The sequence below is a fragment of the Enterococcus camelliae genome, from assembly GCF_042685105.1.
Classification (GTDB): domain Bacteria; phylum Bacillota; class Bacilli; order Lactobacillales; family Enterococcaceae; genus Enterococcus_G; species Enterococcus_G camelliae.
Window position 1 is genome coordinate 163,385 of record NZ_JBHUMO010000044.1, and the last position, 23,136, is coordinate 186,520.

At 39.7% G+C, this 23,136-nt stretch carries 23 protein-coding genes, 1 pseudogene and 1 riboswitch; of the genes and pseudogenes, 7 read left to right on the forward strand and 17 right to left on the reverse strand.

From position 1 onward, the window contains the following. Positions 1 to 3: 3 nt before the first annotated feature. The 3 genes from ACFSR0_RS07785 to ACFSR0_RS07795 all read right to left on the reverse strand — a co-directional run bounded on the left by ACFSR0_RS07785 (position 4) and on the right by ACFSR0_RS07795 (position 3,076). On the reverse strand, positions 4 to 1,305 hold the full coding sequence (locus ACFSR0_RS07785; RefSeq protein WP_379981553.1) for a pyrimidine-nucleoside phosphorylase: 1,302 nt from the start codon (positions 1,303 to 1,305) through the stop codon (positions 4 to 6). 133 nt (positions 1,306 to 1,438) lie between these two features. After that, a complete protein-coding gene (locus tag ACFSR0_RS07790; RefSeq protein ID WP_379981555.1) occupies positions 1,439 to 2,455 on the reverse strand; it encodes a LacI family DNA-binding transcriptional regulator in 1,017 nt (338 codons plus the stop codon). Between the two features lie 12 nt (positions 2,456 to 2,467). Next, on the reverse strand, positions 2,468 to 3,076 hold the full coding sequence (locus ACFSR0_RS07795; protein WP_379981557.1) for a class I SAM-dependent methyltransferase: 609 nt from the start codon (positions 3,074 to 3,076) through the stop codon (positions 2,468 to 2,470). A 165-nt stretch (positions 3,077 to 3,241) separates the two neighbouring features. Here ACFSR0_RS07795 and coaA point away from each other — a divergent pair, with 165 nt between their 5' ends. Both coaA and guaA read left to right on the forward strand, forming a co-directional pair. After that, on the forward strand, positions 3,242 to 4,165 hold the full coding sequence (coaA, locus tag ACFSR0_RS07800) for a type I pantothenate kinase (protein WP_379981559.1): 924 nt from the start codon (positions 3,242 to 3,244) through the stop codon (positions 4,163 to 4,165). 103 nt (positions 4,166 to 4,268) lie between these two features. After that, positions 4,269 to 5,834 carry a glutamine-hydrolyzing GMP synthase gene (guaA, locus tag ACFSR0_RS07805; RefSeq protein WP_379981561.1) on the forward strand — a complete coding sequence of 522 codons (1,566 nt, stop codon included), beginning with the start codon at positions 4,269 to 4,271 and terminating at the stop codon, positions 5,832 to 5,834. A 48-nt stretch (positions 5,835 to 5,882) separates the two neighbouring features. Here guaA and ACFSR0_RS07810 read toward each other — a convergent pair. From ACFSR0_RS07810 to ACFSR0_RS07825, 4 genes and pseudogenes are all read right to left on the reverse strand, one after another. Continuing rightward, positions 5,883 to 6,179 (reverse strand): annotated as a pseudogene (locus ACFSR0_RS07810) (tyrosine-type recombinase/integrase); the annotation flags it as partial. Continuing rightward, positions 6,131 to 6,274 (reverse strand): cysteine-rich KTR domain-containing protein, encoded by a 144-nt coding sequence (locus tag ACFSR0_RS07815; protein WP_379981563.1) that lies wholly within the window; start codon positions 6,272 to 6,274, stop codon positions 6,131 to 6,133. The gene ACFSR0_RS07815 and the pseudogene ACFSR0_RS07810, both read right to left, overlap by 49 nt. Before the next feature lie 39 nt (positions 6,275 to 6,313). Continuing rightward, positions 6,314 to 6,514, reverse strand: a complete 201-nt coding sequence (locus tag ACFSR0_RS07820) for a helix-turn-helix transcriptional regulator (protein ID WP_379981565.1) — start codon at positions 6,512 to 6,514, stop codon at positions 6,314 to 6,316. Between the two features lie 13 nt (positions 6,515 to 6,527). Next, the gene (locus ACFSR0_RS07825; protein WP_379981567.1) at positions 6,528 to 6,824 is read right to left on the reverse strand and encodes a hypothetical protein; all 297 of its coding nucleotides are present in this window, start codon (positions 6,822 to 6,824) and stop codon (positions 6,528 to 6,530) included. Positions 6,825 to 7,408: 584 nt separating this feature from the next. Between ACFSR0_RS07825 and ACFSR0_RS07830 the strand changes: the two genes are divergently transcribed. Then, entirely contained in the window at positions 7,409 to 7,960 is a 552-nt protein-coding gene (locus ACFSR0_RS07830; RefSeq protein ID WP_379981569.1) for an NADPH-dependent FMN reductase, read from the forward strand. A gap of 79 nt (positions 7,961 to 8,039) precedes the next feature. Here ACFSR0_RS07830 and ACFSR0_RS07835 read toward each other — a convergent pair whose 3' ends face one another. Continuing rightward, the gene (locus ACFSR0_RS07835) at positions 8,040 to 8,540 is read right to left on the reverse strand and encodes a GNAT family N-acetyltransferase (RefSeq protein WP_379981571.1); all 501 of its coding nucleotides are present in this window, start codon (positions 8,538 to 8,540) and stop codon (positions 8,040 to 8,042) included. Between the two features lie 138 nt (positions 8,541 to 8,678). Further along, the gene (gene tenA / locus ACFSR0_RS07840; protein ID WP_251854438.1) at positions 8,679 to 9,344 is read right to left on the reverse strand and encodes a thiaminase II; all 666 of its coding nucleotides are present in this window, start codon (positions 9,342 to 9,344) and stop codon (positions 8,679 to 8,681) included. A gap of 104 nt (positions 9,345 to 9,448) precedes the next feature. Next, a riboswitch (TPP riboswitch) is annotated at positions 9,449 to 9,537 on the reverse strand. A gap of 518 nt (positions 9,538 to 10,055) precedes the next feature. Here tenA and msrA point away from each other — a divergent pair. Continuing rightward, positions 10,056 to 10,880 carry a peptide-methionine (S)-S-oxide reductase MsrA gene (gene msrA, locus ACFSR0_RS07845; RefSeq protein WP_379981574.1) on the forward strand — a complete coding sequence of 275 codons (825 nt, stop codon included), beginning with the start codon at positions 10,056 to 10,058 and terminating at the stop codon, positions 10,878 to 10,880. 57 nt (positions 10,881 to 10,937) lie between these two features. On the opposite strand, the gene ACFSR0_RS07850 is transcribed toward msrA, so the two are convergent. Then, a complete protein-coding gene (locus ACFSR0_RS07850) occupies positions 10,938 to 11,306 on the reverse strand; it encodes a winged helix-turn-helix transcriptional regulator (protein ID WP_449260601.1) in 369 nt (122 codons plus the stop codon). Positions 11,307 to 11,659: 353 nt separating this feature from the next. Here ACFSR0_RS07850 and ACFSR0_RS07855 point away from each other — a divergent pair, with 353 nt between their 5' ends. Beyond that, entirely contained in the window at positions 11,660 to 12,778 is a 1,119-nt protein-coding gene (locus ACFSR0_RS07855) for an S-(hydroxymethyl)glutathione dehydrogenase/class III alcohol dehydrogenase (protein ID WP_379981576.1), read from the forward strand. 1 nt (position 12,779) lies between these two features. After that, a complete protein-coding gene (gene fghA, locus ACFSR0_RS07860) occupies positions 12,780 to 13,616 on the forward strand; it encodes an S-formylglutathione hydrolase (RefSeq protein ID WP_379981578.1) in 837 nt (278 codons plus the stop codon). Between the two features lie 122 nt (positions 13,617 to 13,738). On the opposite strand, the gene ACFSR0_RS07865 is transcribed toward fghA, so the two are convergent. The 5 genes from ACFSR0_RS07865 to ACFSR0_RS07885 all read right to left on the reverse strand — a co-directional run bounded on the left by ACFSR0_RS07865 (position 13,739) and on the right by ACFSR0_RS07885 (position 19,525). Further along, positions 13,739 to 14,515 carry an ABC transporter ATP-binding protein gene (locus ACFSR0_RS07865; protein ID WP_379981580.1) on the reverse strand — a complete coding sequence of 259 codons (777 nt, stop codon included), beginning with the start codon at positions 14,513 to 14,515 and terminating at the stop codon, positions 13,739 to 13,741. A 1-nt stretch (position 14,516) separates the two neighbouring features. Continuing rightward, the gene (locus tag ACFSR0_RS07870; RefSeq protein WP_379981582.1) at positions 14,517 to 15,566 is read right to left on the reverse strand and encodes a taurine ABC transporter substrate-binding protein; all 1,050 of its coding nucleotides are present in this window, start codon (positions 15,564 to 15,566) and stop codon (positions 14,517 to 14,519) included. 1 nt (position 15,567) lies between these two features. Beyond that, positions 15,568 to 16,353 carry an ABC transporter permease gene (locus tag ACFSR0_RS07875; RefSeq protein WP_379981584.1) on the reverse strand — a complete coding sequence of 262 codons (786 nt, stop codon included), beginning with the start codon at positions 16,351 to 16,353 and terminating at the stop codon, positions 15,568 to 15,570. Between the two features lie 132 nt (positions 16,354 to 16,485). Further along, positions 16,486 to 18,189, reverse strand: a complete 1,704-nt coding sequence (locus ACFSR0_RS07880) for an FAD-dependent oxidoreductase (RefSeq protein WP_379981586.1) — start codon at positions 18,187 to 18,189, stop codon at positions 16,486 to 16,488. Between the two features lie 22 nt (positions 18,190 to 18,211). Then, positions 18,212 to 19,525, reverse strand: a complete 1,314-nt coding sequence (locus tag ACFSR0_RS07885; RefSeq protein WP_379981588.1) for a YeeE/YedE family protein — start codon at positions 19,523 to 19,525, stop codon at positions 18,212 to 18,214. Positions 19,526 to 19,758: 233 nt separating this feature from the next. On the opposite strand from ACFSR0_RS07885, the gene ACFSR0_RS07890 reads away from it, so the two are divergent. After that, complete coding sequence (locus ACFSR0_RS07890; protein ID WP_379981590.1) at positions 19,759 to 20,628, forward strand: LysR substrate-binding domain-containing protein; 870 nt, start codon at positions 19,759 to 19,761, stop codon at positions 20,626 to 20,628. Positions 20,629 to 20,778: 150 nt separating this feature from the next. Here the strand turns inward: ACFSR0_RS07890 and ACFSR0_RS07895 are convergent, their stop codons facing one another. Together ACFSR0_RS07895 and ACFSR0_RS07900 are read right to left on the reverse strand one after the other, a co-directional pair. Beyond that, a complete protein-coding gene (locus ACFSR0_RS07895) occupies positions 20,779 to 21,837 on the reverse strand; it encodes a zinc-binding dehydrogenase (protein WP_379981592.1) in 1,059 nt (352 codons plus the stop codon). A gap of 13 nt (positions 21,838 to 21,850) precedes the next feature. Next, positions 21,851 to 23,119, reverse strand: coding sequence for a PTS galactitol transporter subunit IIC (locus ACFSR0_RS07900; RefSeq protein WP_379981594.1), 1,269 nt, complete (start codon positions 23,117 to 23,119; stop codon positions 21,851 to 21,853). Positions 23,120 to 23,136: the final 17 nt, after the last annotated feature.

The following is a 23,136-nucleotide window of genomic DNA, read 5'->3' on the forward strand; positions in this document are numbered from 1 at the left end:
CCCCTATTCTGTAATCATTTCATGAATCAAAATTGGTTCTTCACCTGAATCACCAATAGTTATGCTTTGCTCGATACGATCAATCACTTCTTGAATTTCCTCTTGATTGCTATAGATTGTCAGCAAGACTTCCCCTTCTTTGACTTCATCGCCGACTTTTTTATGCAATTTTATCCCCACTGCATAATCGATAGCATCTTCTTTTGTTTTTCTACCAGCACCCAGCATCATTGCAGCGATACCCAAATCATTTGCGACCATTTTTTGAATGACACCTGATTGTTTGGCTGGCAAAGCAATTTCATAGCGAGCGGTTAATAGTTTTTCAGGACAATCAACGACCGATTCATCTCCGCCTTGATTGCGAACCATCTCACGGAACTTGTTCAACGCTTTTCCATTATTCAAGGCCTCGGTCAAAAGGGTTCGTGCTTCGGTTAAAGAGGCTGCTTTTTTAGCAAGTACAACCATCTGGCTTCCTAAAACCATACACATCTCTGTTAAGTCAGCTGGCCCCTTCCCTCTTAACGTCTCAATCGCTTCGACCACTTCCAAGCTATTCCCGATTGCTTCTCCTAATGGCTGCGACATATCAGAAATTACCGCCATTGTTTGCCGATGAGCCAACGCTCCAATTCGAACCATTGTATGGGCCAATCTTCTAGCATCTGGCAAGTTCTTCATAAATGCTCCATCACCAGTTGTAACATCTAGGACGATTGCATCTGCCCCAGCAGCTATTTTTTTGCTCATAATTGAACTGGCAATTAACGGTATTGAACTAACTGTTCCCGTAACATCTCGTAACGCATATAATTTTTTGTCTGCCGGTGCCAAATCTCCTGATTGACCAATCACCGCCACTTTGCTAGTATTCACCATTTCAATAAAGGCTGTGTCCGACACTTCAATTTTGAATCCTGGAATGGCTTCTAGCTTATCAAGCGTTCCGCCTGTATAGCCAAGGCCTCGTCCAGACATCTTAGCAACGGGAACGCCCACACTTGCTACTAATGGTGCCAATATTAATGTCGTGGTATCACCAACCCCACCGGTAGAATGCTTGTCTACCTTCACTCCATCAATCGAAGACAAATCCATCACTTCTCCTGAATGAGCCATTGCTAATGTCAAATGAGTGATTTCTTCATCCGTCATATCGACAAAATAGATTGCCATCAAAAGTGCACTCATCTGATAATCCGGAATTCGATTGTTCGTGTATTCAGAAATAACCCATTCAATTTCTTCTTTGGTCAAAGCATGTCCATCACGTTTTTTTTCTATCACATCGACCATGCGCATAAAACTGATCCCCACTTCCTCAATCTGCTTTTATTATACATGAAAATACGTTCTAGTAAACCATTTTAGTAAACCGGTTTACTATATATGCTTTCACAAAGAAAGCCCTTACAAATCTAACTATACATGGGAATTACTCCCCTGTCAACGGTTTTACGCTCTCACGAATAATTAATTTTGTATCAAAAATTTTATTCGGAACCCGGTGTTTTGGAAATTCAATCGCATCTACCAAGAATTTGGCAGCTGTAAACCCTATATCAAAGGTTGGTTGCATCACGGTGGTAAGTGGAGGATTCATATATTCTGAAAATTGGATATCATCAAAGCCAATAATTGAGATATCGTCTGGTACTTTTTTACCACTCTCATAAATTGCTTTGTAACACCCCATCGCCATTAAATCATTGCTACAGAAAATCGCCGTAATCTCACGCCGGCGCAATAATTCTTTGGCTGCTGTATACCCTCCAGTAATCGTTAGTTCATTTGTAGCAACATACTGTTTACGAAAAGCAAGCCCGGCATCCTTTAAGGCTAATCGGTAACCATTAAAACGTTCTTCTAGCTGATAATAGCCTGTGTTTTCTTTTAACATGCCAATGTTACGGTGTCCTTGCTGGATGAGATATTTCACTGCTAAGTACGCACCTTCGTATTCTTTGATAATTAATCTTCCCGTATCACGCTGATTAATGCCTCGATCAATCAAAATAAGCGGCATTCTTTGAAAAAAAGGACTTTTTACTCGATAATGTTCAGGTAATAAATGAGGAGTAGCTAATAAAATACCATCAACAGAACGATGAGCAAGTTCTTCCAAAAATTGAATTTCCTTCTCTTGATTTTGATGCGAATTGCACAACACAAGCATATAACCCAGCGGATTCATATACCGCTCAGCACCTTCTACAATTTTAGAAAAAAATGCATCCGTCACATCAGGGACAATCATGCCGATTGTTTTCGAGTTACGCTTGATAACGTTCGATGCAAAAAAATCAGGTTTATAATGATTTTCTTCCACAATTGTCAACACGCGCCGTCTAGTTTCTTCGCTAAAGCGACTGCCTTTATTATTTAAAATTTGTGAAACGGTCGTGACAGATACTCCGGCTAATTCAGCAATCTGACGGATAGTCAGTTTCATCCCCCATCCTCCTTATTCTTTTTCTTTCACACTTTTGATAATGTAATACCCTTTTTCTTTTGCTACAATTTCAGCATTTCCAAATACTTCAACCATTTTTTTCTGTGCACTAGGAGCCCCTTGCTTTTTCTGAATTACAATTGTCAGTGTTCCTTTTGGCAGCAATCGTTCATAGGCATCAGCTAAAATAGCGTGAACTACCTTTTTTCCTGCACGAATGGGGGGATTACTGACAATAGCGGCATAGTTTTTTTCAAGAACCTCTTCATACAAATTTGATGAATGGATAGTTACATTTGTTAGTTGATTCAACGCTGCATTCTGTTGTGCCAAATGGACTGCACGTTCATTAATATCTACCATTTCTACCTTACGATTGGTTGCATAGACCAAGGCCAAACCAATTGGTCCATAGCCACAGCCGATATCCAGCACCGTTCCTTCAGGTAAATTTTCAGTCGAAAACGTGTCAATCAACACACGCGAACCAAAGTCAACGGTTCCTTTTGAAAAAACCCCACTATCGGTAGCAAAACGAAACACTCGATTTTTTAATTCAAAGGTCCACTCGTTCACATGATGAGCGGCATGGGGTTGCTTTGTATAATAATGATCTGCCATTGCTATTCTCCTTTACTCATTGCCTTTATCATACCAATTATTTCCAGATGAAACAAACATCTTTCGTGGCGCTTCACCAAAAAATAATTGAAAAAACAAGTCTTGTATGCGTTTTGTTTATTTTTTATGTTACACTGTTTGGGAATAAACGAAGGAGACCTTTTCATGAAGGAAATGACCAATTATTATCTAATACCACGAGAGGAATGGCAGGGTTTTTATGCAAAAGGCCATACCCCGCTTACCCAAGAAGAACTGGACAACATTAAAAGTTTAAATGATCGTATCTCGATGCAAGATGTAGAAGATGTTTATATTCCGCTATGCCACATGATCCATCTTTATATGAAAGAATTTGAGTCTTTGACTTTAAGTAAAGGACTGTTTTTGCATCGTTACGTCAAAATGCCTCCTTTTATTATCGGGATTGCAGGAAGTGTAGCTGTCGGCAAAAGCACAACAGCTCGTCTCTTACAGACCTTACTCGCACGTCTTTTTCCACGTCGCAACGTTCAGCTAATCACAACAGATGGCTTCTTGTATCCAAATCGAATTCTTGAAGAACGTGGCATCATGGATCGAAAAGGGTTTCCGGAAAGTTATGACATGCAAGCACTGATTAACTTTCTAAACAATGTAAAATCCGGGCAACCCAACATTCCTATTCCCATCTACTCGCATAGTGTTTACGACATTATTGATGACGAATATGAATTGATTGATTGTCCCGACATTCTACTAGTTGAAGGAATCAACACGTTGCAGTTACCTGCCAATGAACAAATTTATGTGAGTGACTTTTTTGATTTTTCAATTTTCGTTGATGCAAAACCTTCGTTAGTTGAAAAATGGTATTTGGAACGATTTGAGTCGCTACTTGATACCGCCTTTCGCGATCCAACGAATTATTACTATAATTTAGCAATTGGTAATCGCCAAGATGCAATCGAACTAGCGGAAGAAATCTGGCAAAAAATAAATTTAAAAAATTTGGAAGAGTATATTCTTCCAACACGTAGTCGCGCTGATATTATTTTACACAAAACGAATCATCATGCGATTGATAAAGTCTATTTGCGAAAATATTAGAAAATGAAAAGAAGTTTTTGCAAATTTTCACTTGCTCGCTTATTATAGGTAATAAACTTGTTTTAGTAGTAAAAAAATTCAGAAGAGAATAGGGGTAATAATCGTGACAAACGTTGACAATATGCCTAACGTTGAAAAAATCATTGTGCTGGATTACGGAAGTCAATACAATCAATTAATCACGCGTCGCATTCGTGAATTTGGCGTCTTTTCAGAGCTACTAAGCCATCGTATCACGGCTGAAGAAATCAAAAAAATGCAACCGAAAGGAATCATTCTCTCTGGGGGACCGAACTCGGTATATGATAACGGCTCTTTTGGCATTGATGAAGCAATTTTTGATTTAGGGATTCCAATTTTGGGTATTTGTTATGGTATGCAATTAATGACCAATCGACTGGGCGGCACTGTTGAAGCCGCTAAAAACAAAGAATACGGTAAAGCTGAACTGGAAGTATTGTCGAGTGACGCTGCTCTTTTCACGGCCACGCCTGAAAAACAAACTGTCTGGATGAGTCATGGTGATTTGGTCACAAAAGCTCCTGAAGGGTTTACAATCGTGGGTACTAGTAAAGATTGCCCCATCGCTTCAATCGAACATTCAGAACGAAAAATGTATGGAGTCCAATTCCACCCTGAAGTGCGCCATTCTGAATATGGCAATGATTTGTTGCGAAACTTCGCTCTAACTGTGTGCGGATGTAAAGGCGACTGGAGCATGGAAAACTTCATTGATATGCAAGTGAAAGCGATTCGTGAGAAAGTCGGCAAGAAAAAAGTTTTGCTTGGCCTATCAGGCGGTGTTGATTCAAGTGTTGTGGGTGTGTTATTACAAAAAGCAATTGGCGATCAATTGACCTCTATCTTTGTTGATCACGGTCTACTACGCAAAGGTGAAGCCGACCAAGTGATGGACGCACTGGGTGGCAAATTTGGCTTGAACATTATTAAAGTGGATGCTAAGGAGCGCTTCCTAAACAAACTAGCTGGCGTAGCTGACCCCGAACAAAAACGAAAAATTATCGGTAATGAATTCGTGTATCTGTTTGATGACGAAGCAACCAAATTAGCTGGAAAAGAAGGAATTTCCTTCTTAGCACAGGGAACACTATATACAGATGTAATTGAATCTGGAACGGAAACAGCCCAAACCATCAAGTCCCACCATAACGTAGGTGGTCTACCTGAGGATATGCAATTTGAACTGATTGAGCCGCTAAATACTCTTTTCAAAGATGAAGTGCGTGCGTTGGGGACAGAACTTGGAATGCCTGATAGCATTGTTTGGCGTCAACCTTTCCCTGGTCCAGGATTAGGGATTCGAGTGCTGGGTGAAATCACGGAAGAAAAATTAACGATTGTCCGTGATTCAGATGCCATTTTACGTGAAGAAATTGCTTTGGCCGGTCTGGATCGAGATATTTGGCAATACTTCACCGTCTTACCAGGTATTCGTTCTGTAGGTGTAATGGGTGATGGCCGTACGTATGACTACACTGTAGGTATTCGTGCAGTTACCTCCATCGATGGCATGACGGCTGATTTTGCTCGTATTCCTTGGGATGTTCTGCAAAAAATATCTGTTCGGATCGTCAATGAAGTGGCACACGTCAATCGAATTGTGTATGATATTACGAGTAAACCCCCCGCAACAGTCGAGTGGGAATAGTCGCAGGAGAGTCAGAAATCTTTTTATATCAAGGTTTTCTGACTCTTTTTATTTTGTCATTGCACTTTCATTGCACTTTTTCTTTTCAGGTTGCCTTAAATAATTAACCGTGAATTGATTTCTGGGCGACGTATCAAAATTCTTTTTCACAGGCTCAAAGTCAAGAATGCCATTCAATTTATCCGCTACTTGGAAATTACTGTTCAGATATAAATGTCCATAGATTCCTAGTGTCGTTTCGATATCCTAATGTCCTAGACGCTTTTTGATTATCAATGGATTTTCACTCATACTGATTAAGAGTGAGGCATGAGAATGACGCAGCGCATGGATTCGGATACGGTGGCATCTTCTTTTATCTTTAAACGTGTTTTATCTCCGCAAACTGGATATTGTATCCATTCTGTTATCGCTATTTCTATCACGTTCCTCGCTATCACGATTGATGGAGAGAATCGATATACAAATGTGCCCTAAGCTTATTTTCCTTCCTCCAATTCAAATAATTCTTCAACAGTTGTTTCTAATAACTTAGCCATTTTCATCGCAAGTTCTAGAGTGGGATTATATTTATCATTTTCAACTGCAATAATTGTTTGACGAGTGACAGATAATTTCTCTGCCAAATCTTCTTGACGCAATCCCATTTTTTTCCTTAATTCCTTAATTCTATTTTTCACTAGACTATACACCTCATTTCATAAGGAAAAATCCAACTGCTAAAGCAATCAGTGCAAAAACAAATGCAGCAATGATTCCTAAAATACCTTTAGACGCTCCAACCTTTCCTTTGAGAAACAATTGTGAAAGAAGAAGTACAACCCCTTGAGTAATTATCAGGAAAAACATAATACTATCTTTAGTTACTAATTCCTTTGCAGTGATACATTCCATGATCCAATAAACAATTTCAAAAATCATTGAATACAGGAAAGTAATTCTAATTGCTTGCAAAGTGTGTGCTTGTTCCATTTCATCCATTTTTTTCACATAAATACCTCCTTCTAAATGTAAATAACTCTTTACATTTATTGTTGTAACTTAACTTCGCTAAAATGGCAAAACCTTTTTACATTTTTCCATTTTAGAGTGTTCCCGTTACTTACTGCCATTCTTTTCAAGAGTAAATTTGAATTGAGATACTTGGATTTGCGTCAATAAAGCAGACTCATTTTTTGAGAGCCTTTTTTGAAGTCAATCCACTATCGCGTTGTTTCCTGGTTTCAGAGAATGGTCAAACCAAAATCTATTGACCATTCTCTGAAACCAGGAAAGGAAATTCTCGTGAGTTCGTTCAAAAAATGTGAATAGCTATTGCGCGTTGTCAGGCTCATTCTTCTGCCTGTTGTGGTTTGATGTACCCGATTGCTCCATATATATACGCTTGCAATTACACCATTCAATATATTGAATCCGTTCAAGTTGAGCTTCTTCAAAAGAATGATAAGTCGTTTGGTAGCCTTCTTCTTTCTTTACTTTTAATAAAAAAAATTCAAATTTCTGAGCATTTTAATTTACTTATAAAAAGTAAGTGATATACTAACTCTTGTAAATAAAAAAAAAGAGGTGCTCATATGTTAAAAATTGGTGTTATTTTAGGAAGCGTTCGTGAAGAAAGAAATGGTTTGGCTGTTGCAGAATGGACAGTTGAAAAAGCAAAAGCATTTAGCAATGCTGAAGATGTTCAATTTGAATTAGTAGATTTAGCGAATTACGATCTTCCGTTTTTAGGCAAAACTCCGACGGCTGAACAAGGTGCTGCAATTGGTGCTTGGTCAGAAAAAATTGCTTCATTTGATGGATATATCTTTATCACTGCCGAATACAATCATGGTGTAGCCGGTGCGTTTAAAAATGCATTGGACTTTTTGAAACCTGAATTTAAAGACAAAGCAGTTGCTTTTGTTGGTTACGGTGGTCTAGGAGCAGCACGCTCAATCGAAAACCTACGTGTGGTTTTAGCAGAACAAGGTCTTGCTTCAACACAACGTACCGTAAACTTTTCATTAATGACAGACTTTGAAAATATGTCTACTTTTAAACCAGCCGCTTTCCATGAAGGTGAATTACAAGAACTTCTTGGTCAATTAATTGGCTGGAGTGGTGCTTTAAAAACTTTACGTTAAAAAAATAAGCAAAAAAACTGTTTGTAGGGCTATGCAATGCCCCTCAAACAGTTTTTTTGCTTAAACTTATTTTCCTGCGCTAGGAATCAGCTTCCCTTTTGCCTCTGAGTAGCCTTAATTGGTAGGTGAAATCATCCACCCATTGATTAGCCAGAAACAGTGTCCCATTTTTTTCTTCCATTCGTTTGAATCCCATATATTCATATAAGCGGATTGCTCGTGGGTTTGTCCCGAGAACATGCAGTTGAATAAATGCTATGTGTTGTTCTTCAGCACAACAAAGCAGCTGCTTCAATAATTTTTTAGCGATTCCTTTGCCTTGCTCCTCTGGTCGAACAAATAGTTCAAATTCCCAAAAGGTATATTCAGGTGTTGTGACTGGATAATAGATGAGGGCACCTAAAACAGTCAGGTTTTCAATCATCATAATAGCCTTTCCCTGCTGAATTTTTTGCAAGAAGCGATCGTATTCATCTGGTCTGTAAGGATGAGGATCCACTTCAATGGTCATCGTTTGTTGGCTGATCTGCCACAATTGTTTTTTTTCATCAGGATTGACTATACCTACTTTGATTTCCAATGCTTCGCATCCTTTCTTTAGGCTTATTTCTGTCGACAAGCAAAATGTTGAACCTTTTTTCAAGGCTCGTGCTGGACTTACCCTCGTGATCTACGTGGTGTTTTTCTATGAATCTGCGATGAATTGCTATAACTAAGGCTAACTATCCCATCGTTCCATTGTATATGCCATTTCCCAAAAGCGGAGTTCATAGATACTGCTTCGATAGAAAGCTTGTTTCATTGCTTCGCGTTCTTGTTCATCCACTTCACTGGCTGCTTGATTGGTCAAGTCAAGCATTGTTTGGACATCCTCCGTATAGGCTTCGCTATCATAGGTGGCAATCCATTGCTGATACAAAGAAACAGGTGATCCCTCAGCAATCAGACGTTTGCCAATCTCATTATACAGCCAATAGCATGGCAATAGACTGGCTATTGTCCGCTGAGTGGTTCCATGATAAAGTTGCTCGTACATATGGTTAACATAATTGTATGCACTAGGAGCAATGGGTGTTAACTGAATTTCATCAGAAGAAATGGCAAGTTGCTGGAAGAACGCTTTTCGAATTTCAACTTCGCCATTCTTTAGATTTTCTGCATTCGCTCTTAAAAATTCAGCTGTGCGAGCATCACTACTTTTTTGAGCAGCTAGGCCATGAATTTTTCCAAACTCTTCTAAATAATAGCGATCCTGCAATAAATAGTATCGGAACACGGAGGGTGCTAGTTCGCCGGAAGCAATCTCCTTGATAAATGGATGTTTATAACTTTTAATCCAAACGGGTTGTGCCATATCGAATAATTGATCTGTGAACTTTGTCATTTTAACCTCTCCCACTAACAAATTATTTTTTGATGTCTTATTGTAGACAATGGATACTAATCAAAAAAAGCCCAACATTTTCATGCGGGCGCCTACTCAGAATAATCATTCTTTGCTCAGCTCCCTACGCTAGTACTAACTAGATCAGGTAATATGGGTAATTCTCAGCCATCAGGCACCCCAGCTTCTTTTTTAAAATTATAACAAGCCTTTTCTTTGCTGTCAAAATTATTTTAAATCGCTTTCTTTTAACGACAATTGTTTTTTGATGCAAAAAAAAAAGAGACCTAGCAGGATTTATTGTTTTTTTCCGTCATACATTTCATGATGGAGTGTCTATTTGTTGCTCCAACGTTGACTTAAACACCTGCTAGGCCATATTCAGTTAGTAAGGAATTCGTCAATCTCCCACGCCTTTCTAAAATTTGTAACCTTTAATTCACTTTCACATAGTCAATTACCCTATGTTTCAACTAGCTTTTTGTTTCACTGACTTTGTATTCACTGTGTTGCCTTACAAACTCATTTGACTCAATTTAACTAATTGTGGGAATCATTGGTTCCTTACAAGTTCATTATAAGGGATGGCGTCTTTTTTTGCAAGCGTTTTCTATTAAAAATTCTTTTGCTTTATCAGGCATTCTCGATTCTTCCTCTTAACAAACAGGGTATAATAAATACAGTTGCTAACAGATTACGAAAGGAGCCTTTATGAAACAATCAACCGAAGAAGCATTGACTACACTTTACAATCTCATTCTTAATCCTCGGACGCGTGATTGGGAACGTCAACAATTAGAGACTGCCAAACAACGTCTGTACAATCATGAGCGCTTAGCGGATACACTTGCCCAGCTTGAAGTCGTTCTTCGTCCTTTGGCTACACGACACTCACTCACACCCGATGTTGCCGAATTTTACGCAACGTTAGCCGGCAATTCTGATTTCTCACAACCTTTTGATGATCACCTTCATTTTACCAAGGATGGTCCGTTTATCGAACGAGCAATTTTCGCTGGTGGTTGCTTTTGGTGTATGGTAGAACCATTTGAGACACGAACAGGTATTTTAGCTGTTTATTCAGGCTATACTGGTGGGTCAACTGCTAATCCTAGCTATGAAGAGGTTTCTAGAGGACAATCAGGCCACGTTGAGGCTGTTGAAATTATATTTGATCGTCGAAAAATTTCTTATCAACAATTGAATGCAATCTATTGGCAATTGATTGATCCGACCGATGCCAATGGTCAAATTAATGATCGAGGGACACAATATCGACCAATAATCTTTTATCAAAATGCGGAACAACAGCATCTTGCCGAACAAGCAAAGCAAGCGGCAGCTGCTCGCTACCATCGACCAATTGTCGTGGAGATTCAACCCGCTCAGCCCTTTTGGTTGGCAGAGAACTATCACCAACAATTTTATCAAAAAGAAAAGCAGCGTTATCATCGAATCGAACGTGCCCGTAAACAATATCTGCTATTTTTAAAGATGCAAAACAATGTGTGCTCTTTTTTTCATAAAGCGAAGTAATTCTTGTTATCCCTGCGTGTACTTGCTTTGCAAAGGGGCCTTCGTAGCAAACGTTCCTTACGCTTTTTCTTCAAGCGAATCTGGAGACTCTTTTGCTGCAACCTCTTCCCAAAACTGGTCACCCCATTGACAGATGGATTGAACGATGTCGGCCAAATCCGTTCCTATCTCTGTCAATTCATATTCTACTTTTGGTGGCACAATGGGATAAACACGTCGTTTAACAATCTGATCTTGTTCCAATTCTCGAAGTTGCCGAATAATCATTCGTTGATTGATTGTTGGTAGTATCCGTTCAAATTCACTTAGTCTTAAGACTGGCTCTTGCAAAAGTGCCCATACGATGGCAATTTTATATTTTTCTCCTATCACAGACATTGCCAAGTCTTTCGTAGTTATAAATCGTTTGTTTCGATATTCGTACACCGCTGCTCCCCCTTATCACTTTCTTCCAATTTCATTTAGTTGCTCGATTGATTGTAGTTTATGGAATCAAAAAAACTGCCTTCATTGGCATTTTTCAAATATCCAGTACCAGTAGCCATCCTCCTCATCTATACCAGTCAGGTAACAACGATTGTGTCCGCGAATGGCGACTCGTCGCTTAACTATAAATAGTATAGCCTACAACTGACAAATTTGTCAGTATTGTTTTTTCTCTACGTTACTTTATGATAGAAAAGAGTTCATTTCTACTCATTCCTAGATTAAGTACCTTTATATGAAGGGCCGTTGAAGTGAGTAGCACCTCATCAATTACGAAAGAAGGAAGACAACGTATGAAAAGTAAAGCTGCTGTTGCATTTGCTCCAGGAAAACCCCTAGAAATTGTGGAAATTGACGTGGAAGATCCAAAAGAAAATGAAGTAATGGTAAAAATTTTATACACATCTGTGTGCCATACAGATGCATTCACTTTGTCTGGCGACGATCCTGAAGGGGTTTTCCCAGTTGTTTTAGGCCATGAAGGTGCAGGCGTTGTTGTAAAAGTTGGATCAAATGTGACCGATTTTAAAGAAGGCGATCACGTTATCCCATTGTACACGCCTGAATGTGGGAAATGTGAATTCTGTTTATCTGGGAAAACAAATTTATGCTCTGCTGTTCGCGAAACGCAGGGTAAAGGACTAATGCCAGATGGGACCACTCGCTTTTCTTATCAAGGAGAACCTGTGTATCATTATATGGGGACCAGTACATTCAGTGAATATACCGTCGTGAATGATATTAATCTGGTGAAAATTGATAAACAAGCACCCCTAGACAAAGTTCCGCTACTAGGATGTGGGGTTACCACTGGTTTGGGTGCGGTTGAAAATACTGCCAAAGTGGAAGAAGGAGCCACCGCTGCCGTTTTTGGATTAGGAGCGATTGGACTAGCTGTGATTCAAGGACTGAAAAAAGCGAAGGCGCAACGAATTATCGCTATTGATATGAATCCTGATAAATGGCCTTTAGCCCAAAAAATGGGGGCAACCGATTTTGTTAATCCAAAAGATTATGCTCGCCCAATTCAAGAGGTTCTTGTTGAAATGACCAACGGTGGAGTTGATTATAGTTTTGAATGTATTGGAAATGTTGAAGTGATGCGTTCAGCTTTAGAGGCTTGTCACAAAGGCTGGGGTGTTAGTGTGATTATTGGTGTTGCTGGTGCCGGAAAAGAAATTCACACGCGACCATTCCAATTAGTAACCGGGCGCGTTTGGAAAGGGTCTGCTTTTGGGGGAGTGAAAGGGCGTACCCAATTACCTGGAATGGTGGAAGATTTTATGAACGGTGAAATTGATCTCGATTCCTTTATTACACATCATTTGCACTTTTCTCAAATTAATGAATCCCTCGAACTGCTACATCGCGGGGAATCAATTCGTACAATGCTAACTTATGGAGGAGAATGAGATGAGGATCGAACGTATTGAACAACATCAAGCATTCGGAGGCCAACAATTGAAATACCGGCATCATTCAGATAGTTTGCATTGCTCGATGACTTTCAGTTTGTATTTGCCAAAGCCCTCCGCATCTCCAACCTCGTTAATTTGGTGGCTTTCTGGCTTAACCTGCACAGACGATAATTTCAGTCAAAAGGGCGCCTTCCAAAAATATGCTTCCCAAGAAAATGTTGCCTTTCTCATCCCTGATACATCACCAAGAGGCGAACTTCCTGACGATGAAGCTTGGGACTTAGGCCAAGGTGCAGGGTTTTATGTCAATGCAACTTGCGAGCCTTGGAAGCAAAATTATCAAATGTACGACTACTTGGTAAATGAATTACCTGAAATTGTTTACGACCTGATTCCAAACTATTCCGGCAAAGAAAGTATTATGGGCCATTCCATGGGTGGTCATGGTGCATTGATTGTGGGACTAAAACAGCCTGAGCGTTTTTCTGCAATCTCTGCTTTTGCACCAATTCTTAACCCGTCTAACGTACCTTGGGGCAAAAAAGCCTTCACAGCCTATTTAGGAACCGATGAAACTACTTGGAAAACCTGGGATGCAACCGAGCTTTTACAAAAAGTTGGCGAAATTCATCCTCCCATTCTGCTTACGCAAGGAACAGCGGATCCTTTCTACGCGGTTCAATTAAATGAAACAGCCTTCTTAGCCAACGTGAAAGATACAGACGAACAAGTACGGTACGAAAAAAAAGAAGGGTATGACCATAGTTATTTCACCATAGCAACTTTTATTGAAGAACACCTTGCGTTTCACTGTCAACAATTTCATAAATAGCAAGCGAGTATTGCCCTAACAAACTTGGCGGATACAGGGAACTTGATGAGTCTACCTTGCGTTTCATTCCTCAAAAAGGCCTTTATCACGTCCCGCTAATGGACGCTGATAAAGGCCTTTGTTTATTCTTTTCCTTGGATGAGGGATAGGATTGTTTCTTTCCGTTCGAAAAATTGCTCATCCATCGTTATTTCTTCCTGTTGCGCATCAACTGCCTGTTGCGCATAGTTTACCATCATTTTGTTTACAATCGTTCCTGGACTAGGCGACATCACATAAATCGTCGTAGCCAAAGAGAGGGCTTCTTCGATATCATGTGTAATCATAAAAAATGTTTGTCGTTTTTGCGCCCATAATTGACGCAGCAATCGTTGCATACTCATACGAGTAAGTGCATCCAATGCGCCAAATGGTTCATCCAATAATAAAATTTCAGGTTCATTCACGAGTGCTCGTGCTAAGGTGACTCGTTGCTTCATCCCACCAGATAGTTCAAATGGGTATCGCTTCTCTGCCTCTTGCAAATGAACTTGTTGTAAGGCTTGTGTCACACTTTCTTCAATTTGTTCTTTGGAAACATGACGCATACGCAAGCCATAACTGATATTTTTGGTCACCGTTAACCAAGGAAACAAGGAAGGCGTTTGGAAGACTACTCCCCGATTCCAATTGGGTCCTTCTATGGTTTGACCATGCATCTGGCACAAACCTGTCGTCGGTTGAAGATACCCTGCTATCATTTTTAAAATCGTACTTTTGCCACAACCTGACGGCCCAACCAAACAGACAAACTCCCCTTCATGAATTGCTAAATTAATTGTTTCTACCGCTGGAACACGTTGCTTTTTGGTCTGATAATGAACGGCAACATCTGTTAAGGTGATGAGTTCTTGTTTCATCTTATTTTTCACCTTTCACTAATTGTTCAATATAGGATGGATCAACGAAGGACTGCACTTCTTTTTCTGATGGCACCTGATCAATTGACTTTTGTTCTTTTAAAAATTTAGCTGTATCCAAAAAGATTTTTTGAAATTGACCCGTTTCTTTTGATGTGCCGAAATAATCAGGTGATAGCTGTTCTTGTGGTGTCAGCCACGTGGAACCCTTCATTTGTTGCAACGTTTCTTCTGCAGTTAAATTTAAGCTACCTGCTATTTTGGCTGCCGCGGCTGTTGGATCTTTTTGATAAGCGTTATTGGCTTTTGCCAATGCACCTAAATAATCAACCACCAACTGAGGGTATTTCTCTGCAAAAGCCGTTCGCACGAGTTCAATATTCGTCGTCATATACCCTTGTTGTGCTAATTGTTTGCTGTCCGTTATGACCGTTCCCGTTTTTTTCAATTCCGTTAGCGTTGGCTCCCAGGTATAGGCTGCATCGATATCTCCTCGTTGCCAAGCCGCCACAATATCGGCTGTTTGCATGTCTAAAATTGTTACATCTTTTTCAATTCCGGCTGCTTCGAGTGCTTTTAGAAGGCTGAAATGAGAAGTGGAACTAAAAGGCGTGGCGATTTTTTTCCCTTTCAAATCTGAGATCGTTTTTACCCCAGATTCCTTTCTTGCTACGAGTGCTTCATTCTCTCCTAGGACATCATGAATCCAGATTAATTTCACTGGAATTTGCCGATTTAATGCGACCACCCCGTTTGTGTAGCCCATTTCCGCAAAATCAATGCTTCCAGAGGCAAAAGCTTGATTCGCAGCTACGCCAGAATCGAAGAAAACAAATTTGACCTTGATTCCTTGTTTTTTATACGCATCATCAAAGTAGCCTTCAACTTTTGCTAATTGTTGATCATTTGGTACTCGAATTGTGCCTATCTTAATTTCTTTTGGTACAGTGGTCGAATCGGCTTCTTTTTTTCCGCATCCGCCAAGCACACTCAGCGATAGCATGATAAAAATGACAGAAAAAATGAAGGAAGTGCGTATTCGTTTATCCATTTTATTCTCCCTCTTTTCCTTTCCAAAATACTATGCCTTTTTCTAACAAAACAATCATGCGATCCAATAAAATACCGGTAATCCCCATCAGGATAATCCCTACGAACATCACATCGCTTTTTAAATAACGACTTGCATCAATAACCATCCAACCAATTCCACTGGTGGCGGCAACCATTTCTGCGGCAACCAAAGTAGTATAGGCTACTCCTACCGCTGTCCGTAAGCCCGTAAAAATTTGAGGTAAACAGGCAGGTAAAATAACCGAAAAGAAGACTTGCCAAGAAGAAGCTCCTAATGAGCGAGCACTTAAAATATATGTATCATTCACAGTATCCACAGCAGATGCGCTCGCTACATAAAGTGGTGCAAAAGCTGCTAAGTATAACAGAACAATCTTAGAGGATTCTCCAATGCCCAACCATAAAATAAGCAACGTATAATACGATAAGGGTGGCAAAGGTCGATAGAATTGAACAACCGAATCAACCAACGCACGAAAAGGCAAAAAATACCCACTCAAGAGTCCCATTGGTAGTGCAGTAATGAGTGCAAAAAATACGGCAATTCCTAATCGTGAAAGACTCATCCCCATTTGATGAGATAGCAATACACCATTATAACCATGTTGAAGAATATCTAGAAAGGTTTGCCAAGTCTTTTGAGGTGTTGGCACTAGACGTGTGTTCACAAATCCACCATTTGTGGTTACGGTCCAAATAATAAAAATAATCACCCATGTCACTAATGCTAGCCATTTAAGCATGGATCGATCTTTTGTTTTCATATGGTTTCCCTTTATCAAAATTTATTCGTGTACAGTTGTGTTGATTTTCAAATGATAAGTGCTTGGAAACACCACGGTGGTGTTTCCAAGCCTTATCCTCAAAAATAATAATCCGTTTGATTTACTTTCCTTTTAAAGTAAATCAAAGCGATAATTCGTTACAATTGGCTTTCTACCTTTCGTTTGGTCATTAAAGTATTCATACATTGACAAGCCTAAAAATGACCCCATTAAGTTATAGACATTGGTGAAACCAAGATTACCCAATGCTCGAACCATGTTATAACTACGTTGACTAGATAAGCAATGAACGTAGACCGGTTGATCGGTTGGAATTTCATCCAACCGTTGACGAAATTCACTAAGTGGTATATTCACTGCATTCACAATATGCCCTTCAGCAAATTCTTTTGGTTCACGAGCATCAACAATATACGCATTTTTTTCAACTAGCTCACGAATTTGAGTTAGTGGGACTTGTTTGTATTCACCGTTTAATACATTTAGACCAACCAAAGCAGCCATGTTGACGACATCTTTTGCCGTACCAAAGTCTGGAGAATAACACAATTCAAGTTCTTTCAAGTCTTCCAATGTGCCTCCCATCGAAATCATGGTAGCAATGACATCGACACGTTTATCAACATTTCCTTCACCTACAGCTTGGGCCCCTAAAATTTTGCCGGAAGGATCTGCAAAAATCAATTTGAAAAAGAGTGGACGAGCATCTGGCATCAATCCTACTTTATCTTTTGGAATAACCATTGCCGTTTGATATGCAATTCCTGCTTTTTGACAATCTTTTTCATTGAGTCCTGTGCAGGCAGCATTAAATTGAAAGACTCGGACAACAGATGAACCAATCACGCCTGTATTGACATATGTTCTGCCATAGATATGATCTGCAGCTGCCCTAGCTTGTCTTTGAGCAGGACCTGCTAATGTCAAACGTGTTTTCTTTTGGGTAATGCGATGGGTCACTTCAATGGCATCGCCTACTGCATAGATGGCTGGATCAGACGTTTTATAATGATGGTTTACTTTAATACCACCTGTTTCGCCGATTTCCAACCCACAATCCGTAGCCAAAGCTGTTTCTGGTCGGACACCAATGGCCATTACTACTGCACCGGCAGCAATTTTTTTGCCAGAAGCTAGGAGCACATCGGTATCAGTAATTTCCTTGACACTATCTTCCAAAACTAACTCGATTCCTTGATCCATCAATTCTTTGTGGAGAATTTGTGCCATATCATAATCAAAAGGCATCATTACTTGGTTTGCTGCTTCGACTAAGGCAACTTTTTTGTTGTCCATCCGTAAGTTTTCTGCCACTTCTAATCCAATGAATCCCCCACCAACGACGGTGATTTCTTTAATGTCATTGCCATCCACAAATTCTTTAATTTTCGCAATATCTGGAACGTTACGTACTGAAAAAACATGTGGTTTATCAATGCCAATAATGCTTTTTGGCATTACAGCGTTGGCACCTGGTGAAAGAACCAACTCATCATAAGCTTCTGTATAAATTTTGCCAGTTGTTTCTTCTTTTACTTCCACTTGTTTCGCTTGACGGTCGATGTGAAGAACTTCATGATTGACTTTCGCAATAATATTGTATTGGTTTTTAAATTGTTCTGGCGACATGAGCACCAAGTCACTTGCTTTTGCAACCGTTCCACTTAAATGAAAAGGTAAGCAGCAGTTTGAAAACGACACGTACGGACCTTTTTCAAACATAATAATCTCTGCTTGTTCATCCAATCTGCGAATCCTAGCTGCTGCGGAAGCTCCTCCTGCTACCCCACCAATTACAACAATTTTCTTACTCATGATTTATCCTCCTATATGTTTTTTATTTCTTAGGCAATGTGCAAGCTTTTCCTGCAAATGTTTTTAGTGCAAAAATTCCACCCAATGTCATTGCAACTAAAAAGACCCAACCGGAAAGAGAGAACGTACTAATACCTGAATACAAAGCGCCGGCGTTACAACCTCTGGCAAACCGTGCGCCAAATCCCATTAATAAGCCACCAAAAATGAAGTACATCGAATCACGCCATTGAAAGTCTGTTTTAAAACGGAAACGACCAGCTAAAAGGAACGTAAGCAAGGCTCCTGCAACTAACCCAAGATTGCGGATTGTTCCACCATCTTGCAATAATCCTCCACTAACCTTGTCAGATAATTCAACTAAACGTGGGTTGGTAAATGTCACACCAAACTTTTCAAGAACGTAAACGCTCAGTGTAGAAAATGGTGTCGTAACGCCCCATGACTTATGTTGTGAAACAAGAATGAACAACCATGCAAACGCAACAACTAAGGCACCCTTCATGAAACTCCAACGTTCAACAAATAAATGATGGTACATTTTTTGGCCTGCAGTTGGGCGAATATCTTCTTCACCGATTGGTTTTTCAAAATCTTCCCAATCACTAACAGGATCCATGTACGTTCCTGCTTTTTTTCGTTTTTCTTCATAGCGGACAACTAACCAATAAATGAATAACAGTCCTGCGATTGAAACAAGCAAGGCCCCCACGTACCCAAATACATCAGGTAAATAGACCCGTGCACTTATTTTTCCCAGAGAACTCGTTTGTACTCCATACATAGCCAATTCTCCAGGAATAGACCCGATGATAAAGAATGGGATAGTCAACCATGCCCGTCCTTCTCCTTCACCCATGTCAGTCAACGTTCCTGACGCACAGCCACCAGAAAAGATCATCCCTACTCCAAATAAGAACCCGCCTACTATTACGCCAAGGTCAGCCGGTTCCACATTTTGGGTACCGGGAATAACATTTTGACCATCCGTCGATAAAAAGTTTGGAATGGCTCCTGCTTGTGCGGAAAACCATTGTATCCCCATGGTGACAATCATAGTTAGTCCAAACATTAATAAAAGCGCTTTCGTTAAACTGCCTTCTCCGCGTACATAAATTCGTTTGATTCCTCCAGCAAACCCGAATCTTGAACGTGAAAGTGCATAGCCCATCATCACACCTGCTAAAAGATGCATTGCTAGAGCAGGCTTCACTGCATTTAAGTGAATTCCCCAAACAAATAATAAGATAAGAAAAATAAAACCAATGGTGATTTGGGTTTTCGAACGATTCCAAGCATTGCCGACAGGGACTTCCTTATTTCTTGAAACTTCCATTGTAACCCTTCCTTTTCTTTATAATTTTTTCACAATAAAAGTGAAAAATAGAAAAAATATCTTCTAATTATCTTCTATGGCCACATATTTTTATTAGATATTTTCTTCACAATCATCATACAGCAGAACCTTTTTTTTGAGAAATGATGATTTTTGATAGCATCATAACGTTTTGTTATAGATGAAACTGTTGTATACTAACAGCAGAAACGTAACAGCGAGGAGTGAACGGTATGCTTGATTATCGTTATGATACTTTTTACACGTTGGCAAAACAGCTAAATTACACCAGAGCCGCAGAAGAACTGAATATTACGCAGCCAGCAGTCACGAAACATATCCAGTCGTTGCAAGCAGAACTTGGTGTCAATTTGTTTATTTATGAACACAGGGAACTCTCTTTAACTCCTAGTGGTGAATATTTGTTTCAGCAGTTAGATCAACTAATGCCGGAGCTCCACACCATTTATCGAACCCTTACCCAAAACTCACAATTAAAAATTGCTGTTGGTCGGACCATTGGAGAATGTTTTTTGTTTCAACACGACACGGCGTTTTCTGCCTTTTTTGATCGTGAGGATATCGAACTGTCCATTGACACTACCGACGTGATTTTGCCTAAACTATTTTCTAATGATATCGATATTGCGATTGTGGCGGGTGAAATTGATGAACATAAATTCACGAAAACCCATTTTTTAAATCAGCGATTAGTCGGTATTTGCTCTCCATTGAATAACGAAGTACGTACAGCAACGACACTAAACGAACTCACCCATTCATTCCTGATTTTGCGCGAACGAGGTGCTGGTGTGATTCAAGTTCTAAAACGAGTCCTGGCTCAGTCTGGACTTAGTATTCCTCAATTTAAAAAGCATACGCACATTGCCAATACAGATGCAATCAAAAAAATGGTTATTCAAAATAAAGGCATTAGTTTTTTATTTGACTGTTCTGTCAAAGAAGAGCTCGATAAGGGCATTTTATTGGAAATTCCCTTGCGACCGATCACTTCCTTCGCCTTTTATCTCGTAACAAAAAAGGGACGTGAAAGAGAACCGTTTATAAAGCAAGCAATCAAAGAGTTGAAAAAGACTATTTAACATTCAGGAATAATGAAAAACTAACCAATAACCATTTTTAAATGCCAAAAAAGAGGCTCACAAGTAAAATGGTACCTATAGATTGAACACTCTTTTTTACAAGTGTCCTATCTACAGGTACCATTTTATAGAGCTAGGCCTCTTTTTTTATCAAAATTTATCTGGATTTGAAGCAATCAATACTTTGATATCATTCCCTGCCATCACTGTATCAAATGCAGCTCGCCAATGATCCAAGTCAAATTTTTTGGTAATCATCTCGTCAATTCTAATAGCGCCCTTTGCTAAAAGGTGAATCGCAATCGGCCAATCATATGGATTTTGCGAGCGGCTACCCTTGTATGAAATTTCTCGTTGAATAATTGATTCTGTATCAATATCAACAATTTTTTTGGCAAACAATCCAACTTGGATGAACTCTCCTTGTTTTTTGACCAATGGCAAGCTTGCGTTGACCGCGTATGATGATCCCGAAGCATCATATACCTTATCCACCCCATAGCCATCCGTCACTTGCATCACAATTTCAGCCAAGTCTTCCACTTGAGTATCAACCACAATATCTGCCCCTATTTTCTTCGCCAATTCTAAACGATGCGCATCCTTTGTAATTCCCGTCATAATGACAAATGAGCCCACTTCTTTCGCAATTTGTAGTAAGAATAAGCCAATTGGTCCCGGTCCCATAATAATGATTACATCTTTTAGTTCCAACTTACTTACTTGATACATGGCATGAACACAGCATGCTAGCGGTTCGCTCATTGCTGCCCCTTCGTAACTCAAGTTGTCTGGAAGAATATGCACACTTTCTTCTCTTGCTAAGACGTAATTCGCCATACTGCCATTTTGTTGTGTTCCCAATCCTTTTCGATAAGGACAAAGATTGTATTGTTTTCTCTTACAATAATCACATTGATTGCATACGGCGAAGGTTGTTTCACTTGTCACTCGGTCGCCTACTTTAATTTTGGTAACCTCTTCACCAATCTTAACTACCCTCCCTGAAAACTCATGTCCTAATACAACTGGGGTCGTGGGATTCGCATACTCTCCTTTGAACGTATGAATATCCGAACCGCAAATTCCTGTATAGGCCACTTCAATCAGTACTTTATCCTCTGTTACTTCAGGGACAGGCAATTCAATCATTTCCATTTTATCGTAGCCTGGCTCTTGCTTTGATACCCCTTTCATAACTTCTAACAATGTGACACCCTCCTTAAAAAACCATATTGTATAATTCTGCTAATTTTAAGAAAATCCAGTTTAAGATATTCCCGCCTGTGTCTAAATTACTAATTTCCGCAGCTCCTTTTGGAAATTCCACAATTCCATTTGCCATTTGCGTCAAAACTGGTGCGAAATTGGTAGCCATTAATAGTGCCAAAGTGATAACAACTGTTAAAGAAATAACGGAATGCAAAATGTTTCCTTTTCGACTAGGAACAACCAAAGCAGCGAAAAACGGAATTGTTGCCAAGTCGCCAAAAGGTAATACGCGGTTACCTGGTAAAATCACTGCGATAAATAAAGTAATGGGTACCATCAAGAGCCCTGTTGCTAGAGCTGCTGGCGCTCCAGTCGCAAGTGCAGCATCCATTCCCAAGTATATTTCACGATCGCCATATCGTTTTTGCAGCATTTTTTGTGCACTTTCTTGAATTGGAATTAATCCTTCCATTAAAATTTTCACCATTCTTGGCATCAAGAACATTACGCCGCCCATGGTCATACCGATTTGTAAAATGCCTGCAAAATCATAGCCACCTAAAATTCCTAAAAATGCCCCAATAATAATCCCCATAATCATGGGTTCGCCAAAAATACCAAAGCGTTTTTGAATGGTTTCTGGTTTTACATCAAGCTTGTTAATTCCAGGAATTTTGTCCACTACCCAACCAATTGGAATGCCAATCAATGCATAGCCTTGCGCCGAACCGGTTGTAAAGCTAACACCTTCAAGCCCATAATACTCTTGCATTTTCGGTGCTGTTTTATCGGCGACAATTTGTACAATGACGGTATAAATAATTCCACAAAAAATTCCGAAAATGAAATTCTTCGTTACAATATAACCCGTTGCTGCTGCTGCGCTCATGTGCCAATAGTTCCAAATATCAATATTCAAGGTTTTCGTCCAATTCATGGCAAGCATAATTAAATTAACAATTAAAATAACTGGAATCATTACTGCTGCAATAGGTTGTGCCCATGTTCCTGCTGCTACTGCGGGCCAACCAGCATCAATAATGGTTAAGTTCAACCCAAATCGTGCCACCATTGCTTGGGCAGCTGGTCCAACACTAGTTGTTAATAAGTTAATCACTAGGTTGATACCAATCATTCCAATCCCTACCGTAATACCTGATATAATCGCTTTCTTAGGGGGTACGCGGAACACCAATCCAACAATAAAAATAATAATCGGCAGCATAACACTTGCCCCAACACCCAAAATTCCTTGGACAATATTCATTAATCCATCCATTCATCATTCCTCCTTAT

Excerpts from the sequence above, each read along its gene's own strand:
- ACFSR0_RS07785 (WP_379981553.1), bottom strand. The coding sequence starts at position 1,305 with ATGCGCATGGTCGATGTGATAGAAAAAAAACGTGATGGACATGCTTTG.
- ACFSR0_RS07790 (WP_379981555.1), bottom strand. The coding sequence starts at position 2,455 with ATGAAACTGACTATCCGTCAGATTGCTGAATTAGCCGGAGTATCTGTC.
- ACFSR0_RS07795 (WP_379981557.1), bottom strand. The coding sequence starts at position 3,076 with ATGGCAGATCATTATTATACAAAGCAACCCCATGCCGCTCATCATGTG.
- coaA (WP_379981559.1), top strand. The coding sequence starts at position 3,242 with ATGAAGGAAATGACCAATTATTATCTAATACCACGAGAGGAATGGCAG.
- ACFSR0_RS07830 (WP_379981569.1), top strand. The coding sequence starts at position 7,409 with ATGTTAAAAATTGGTGTTATTTTAGGAAGCGTTCGTGAAGAAAGAAAT.
- tenA (WP_251854438.1), bottom strand. The coding sequence starts at position 9,344 with ATGACAAAGTTCACAGATCAATTATTCGATATGGCACAACCCGTTTGG.
- msrA (WP_379981574.1), top strand. The coding sequence starts at position 10,056 with ATGAAACAATCAACCGAAGAAGCATTGACTACACTTTACAATCTCATT.
- ACFSR0_RS07855 (WP_379981576.1), top strand. The coding sequence starts at position 11,660 with ATGAAAAGTAAAGCTGCTGTTGCATTTGCTCCAGGAAAACCCCTAGAA.
- fghA (WP_379981578.1), top strand. The coding sequence starts at position 12,780 with ATGAGGATCGAACGTATTGAACAACATCAAGCATTCGGAGGCCAACAA.
- ACFSR0_RS07865 (WP_379981580.1), bottom strand. The coding sequence starts at position 14,515 with ATGAAACAAGAACTCATCACCTTAACAGATGTTGCCGTTCATTATCAG.
- ACFSR0_RS07870 (WP_379981582.1), bottom strand. The coding sequence starts at position 15,566 with ATGGATAAACGAATACGCACTTCCTTCATTTTTTCTGTCATTTTTATC.
- ACFSR0_RS07875 (WP_379981584.1), bottom strand. The coding sequence starts at position 16,353 with ATGAAAACAAAAGATCGATCCATGCTTAAATGGCTAGCATTAGTGACA.
- ACFSR0_RS07880 (WP_379981586.1), bottom strand. The coding sequence starts at position 18,189 with ATGAGTAAGAAAATTGTTGTAATTGGTGGGGTAGCAGGAGGAGCTTCC.
- ACFSR0_RS07885 (WP_379981588.1), bottom strand. The coding sequence starts at position 19,525 with ATGGAAGTTTCAAGAAATAAGGAAGTCCCTGTCGGCAATGCTTGGAAT.
- ACFSR0_RS07890 (WP_379981590.1), top strand. The coding sequence starts at position 19,759 with ATGCTTGATTATCGTTATGATACTTTTTACACGTTGGCAAAACAGCTA.
- ACFSR0_RS07900 (WP_379981594.1), bottom strand. The coding sequence starts at position 23,119 with ATGGATGGATTAATGAATATTGTCCAAGGAATTTTGGGTGTTGGGGCA.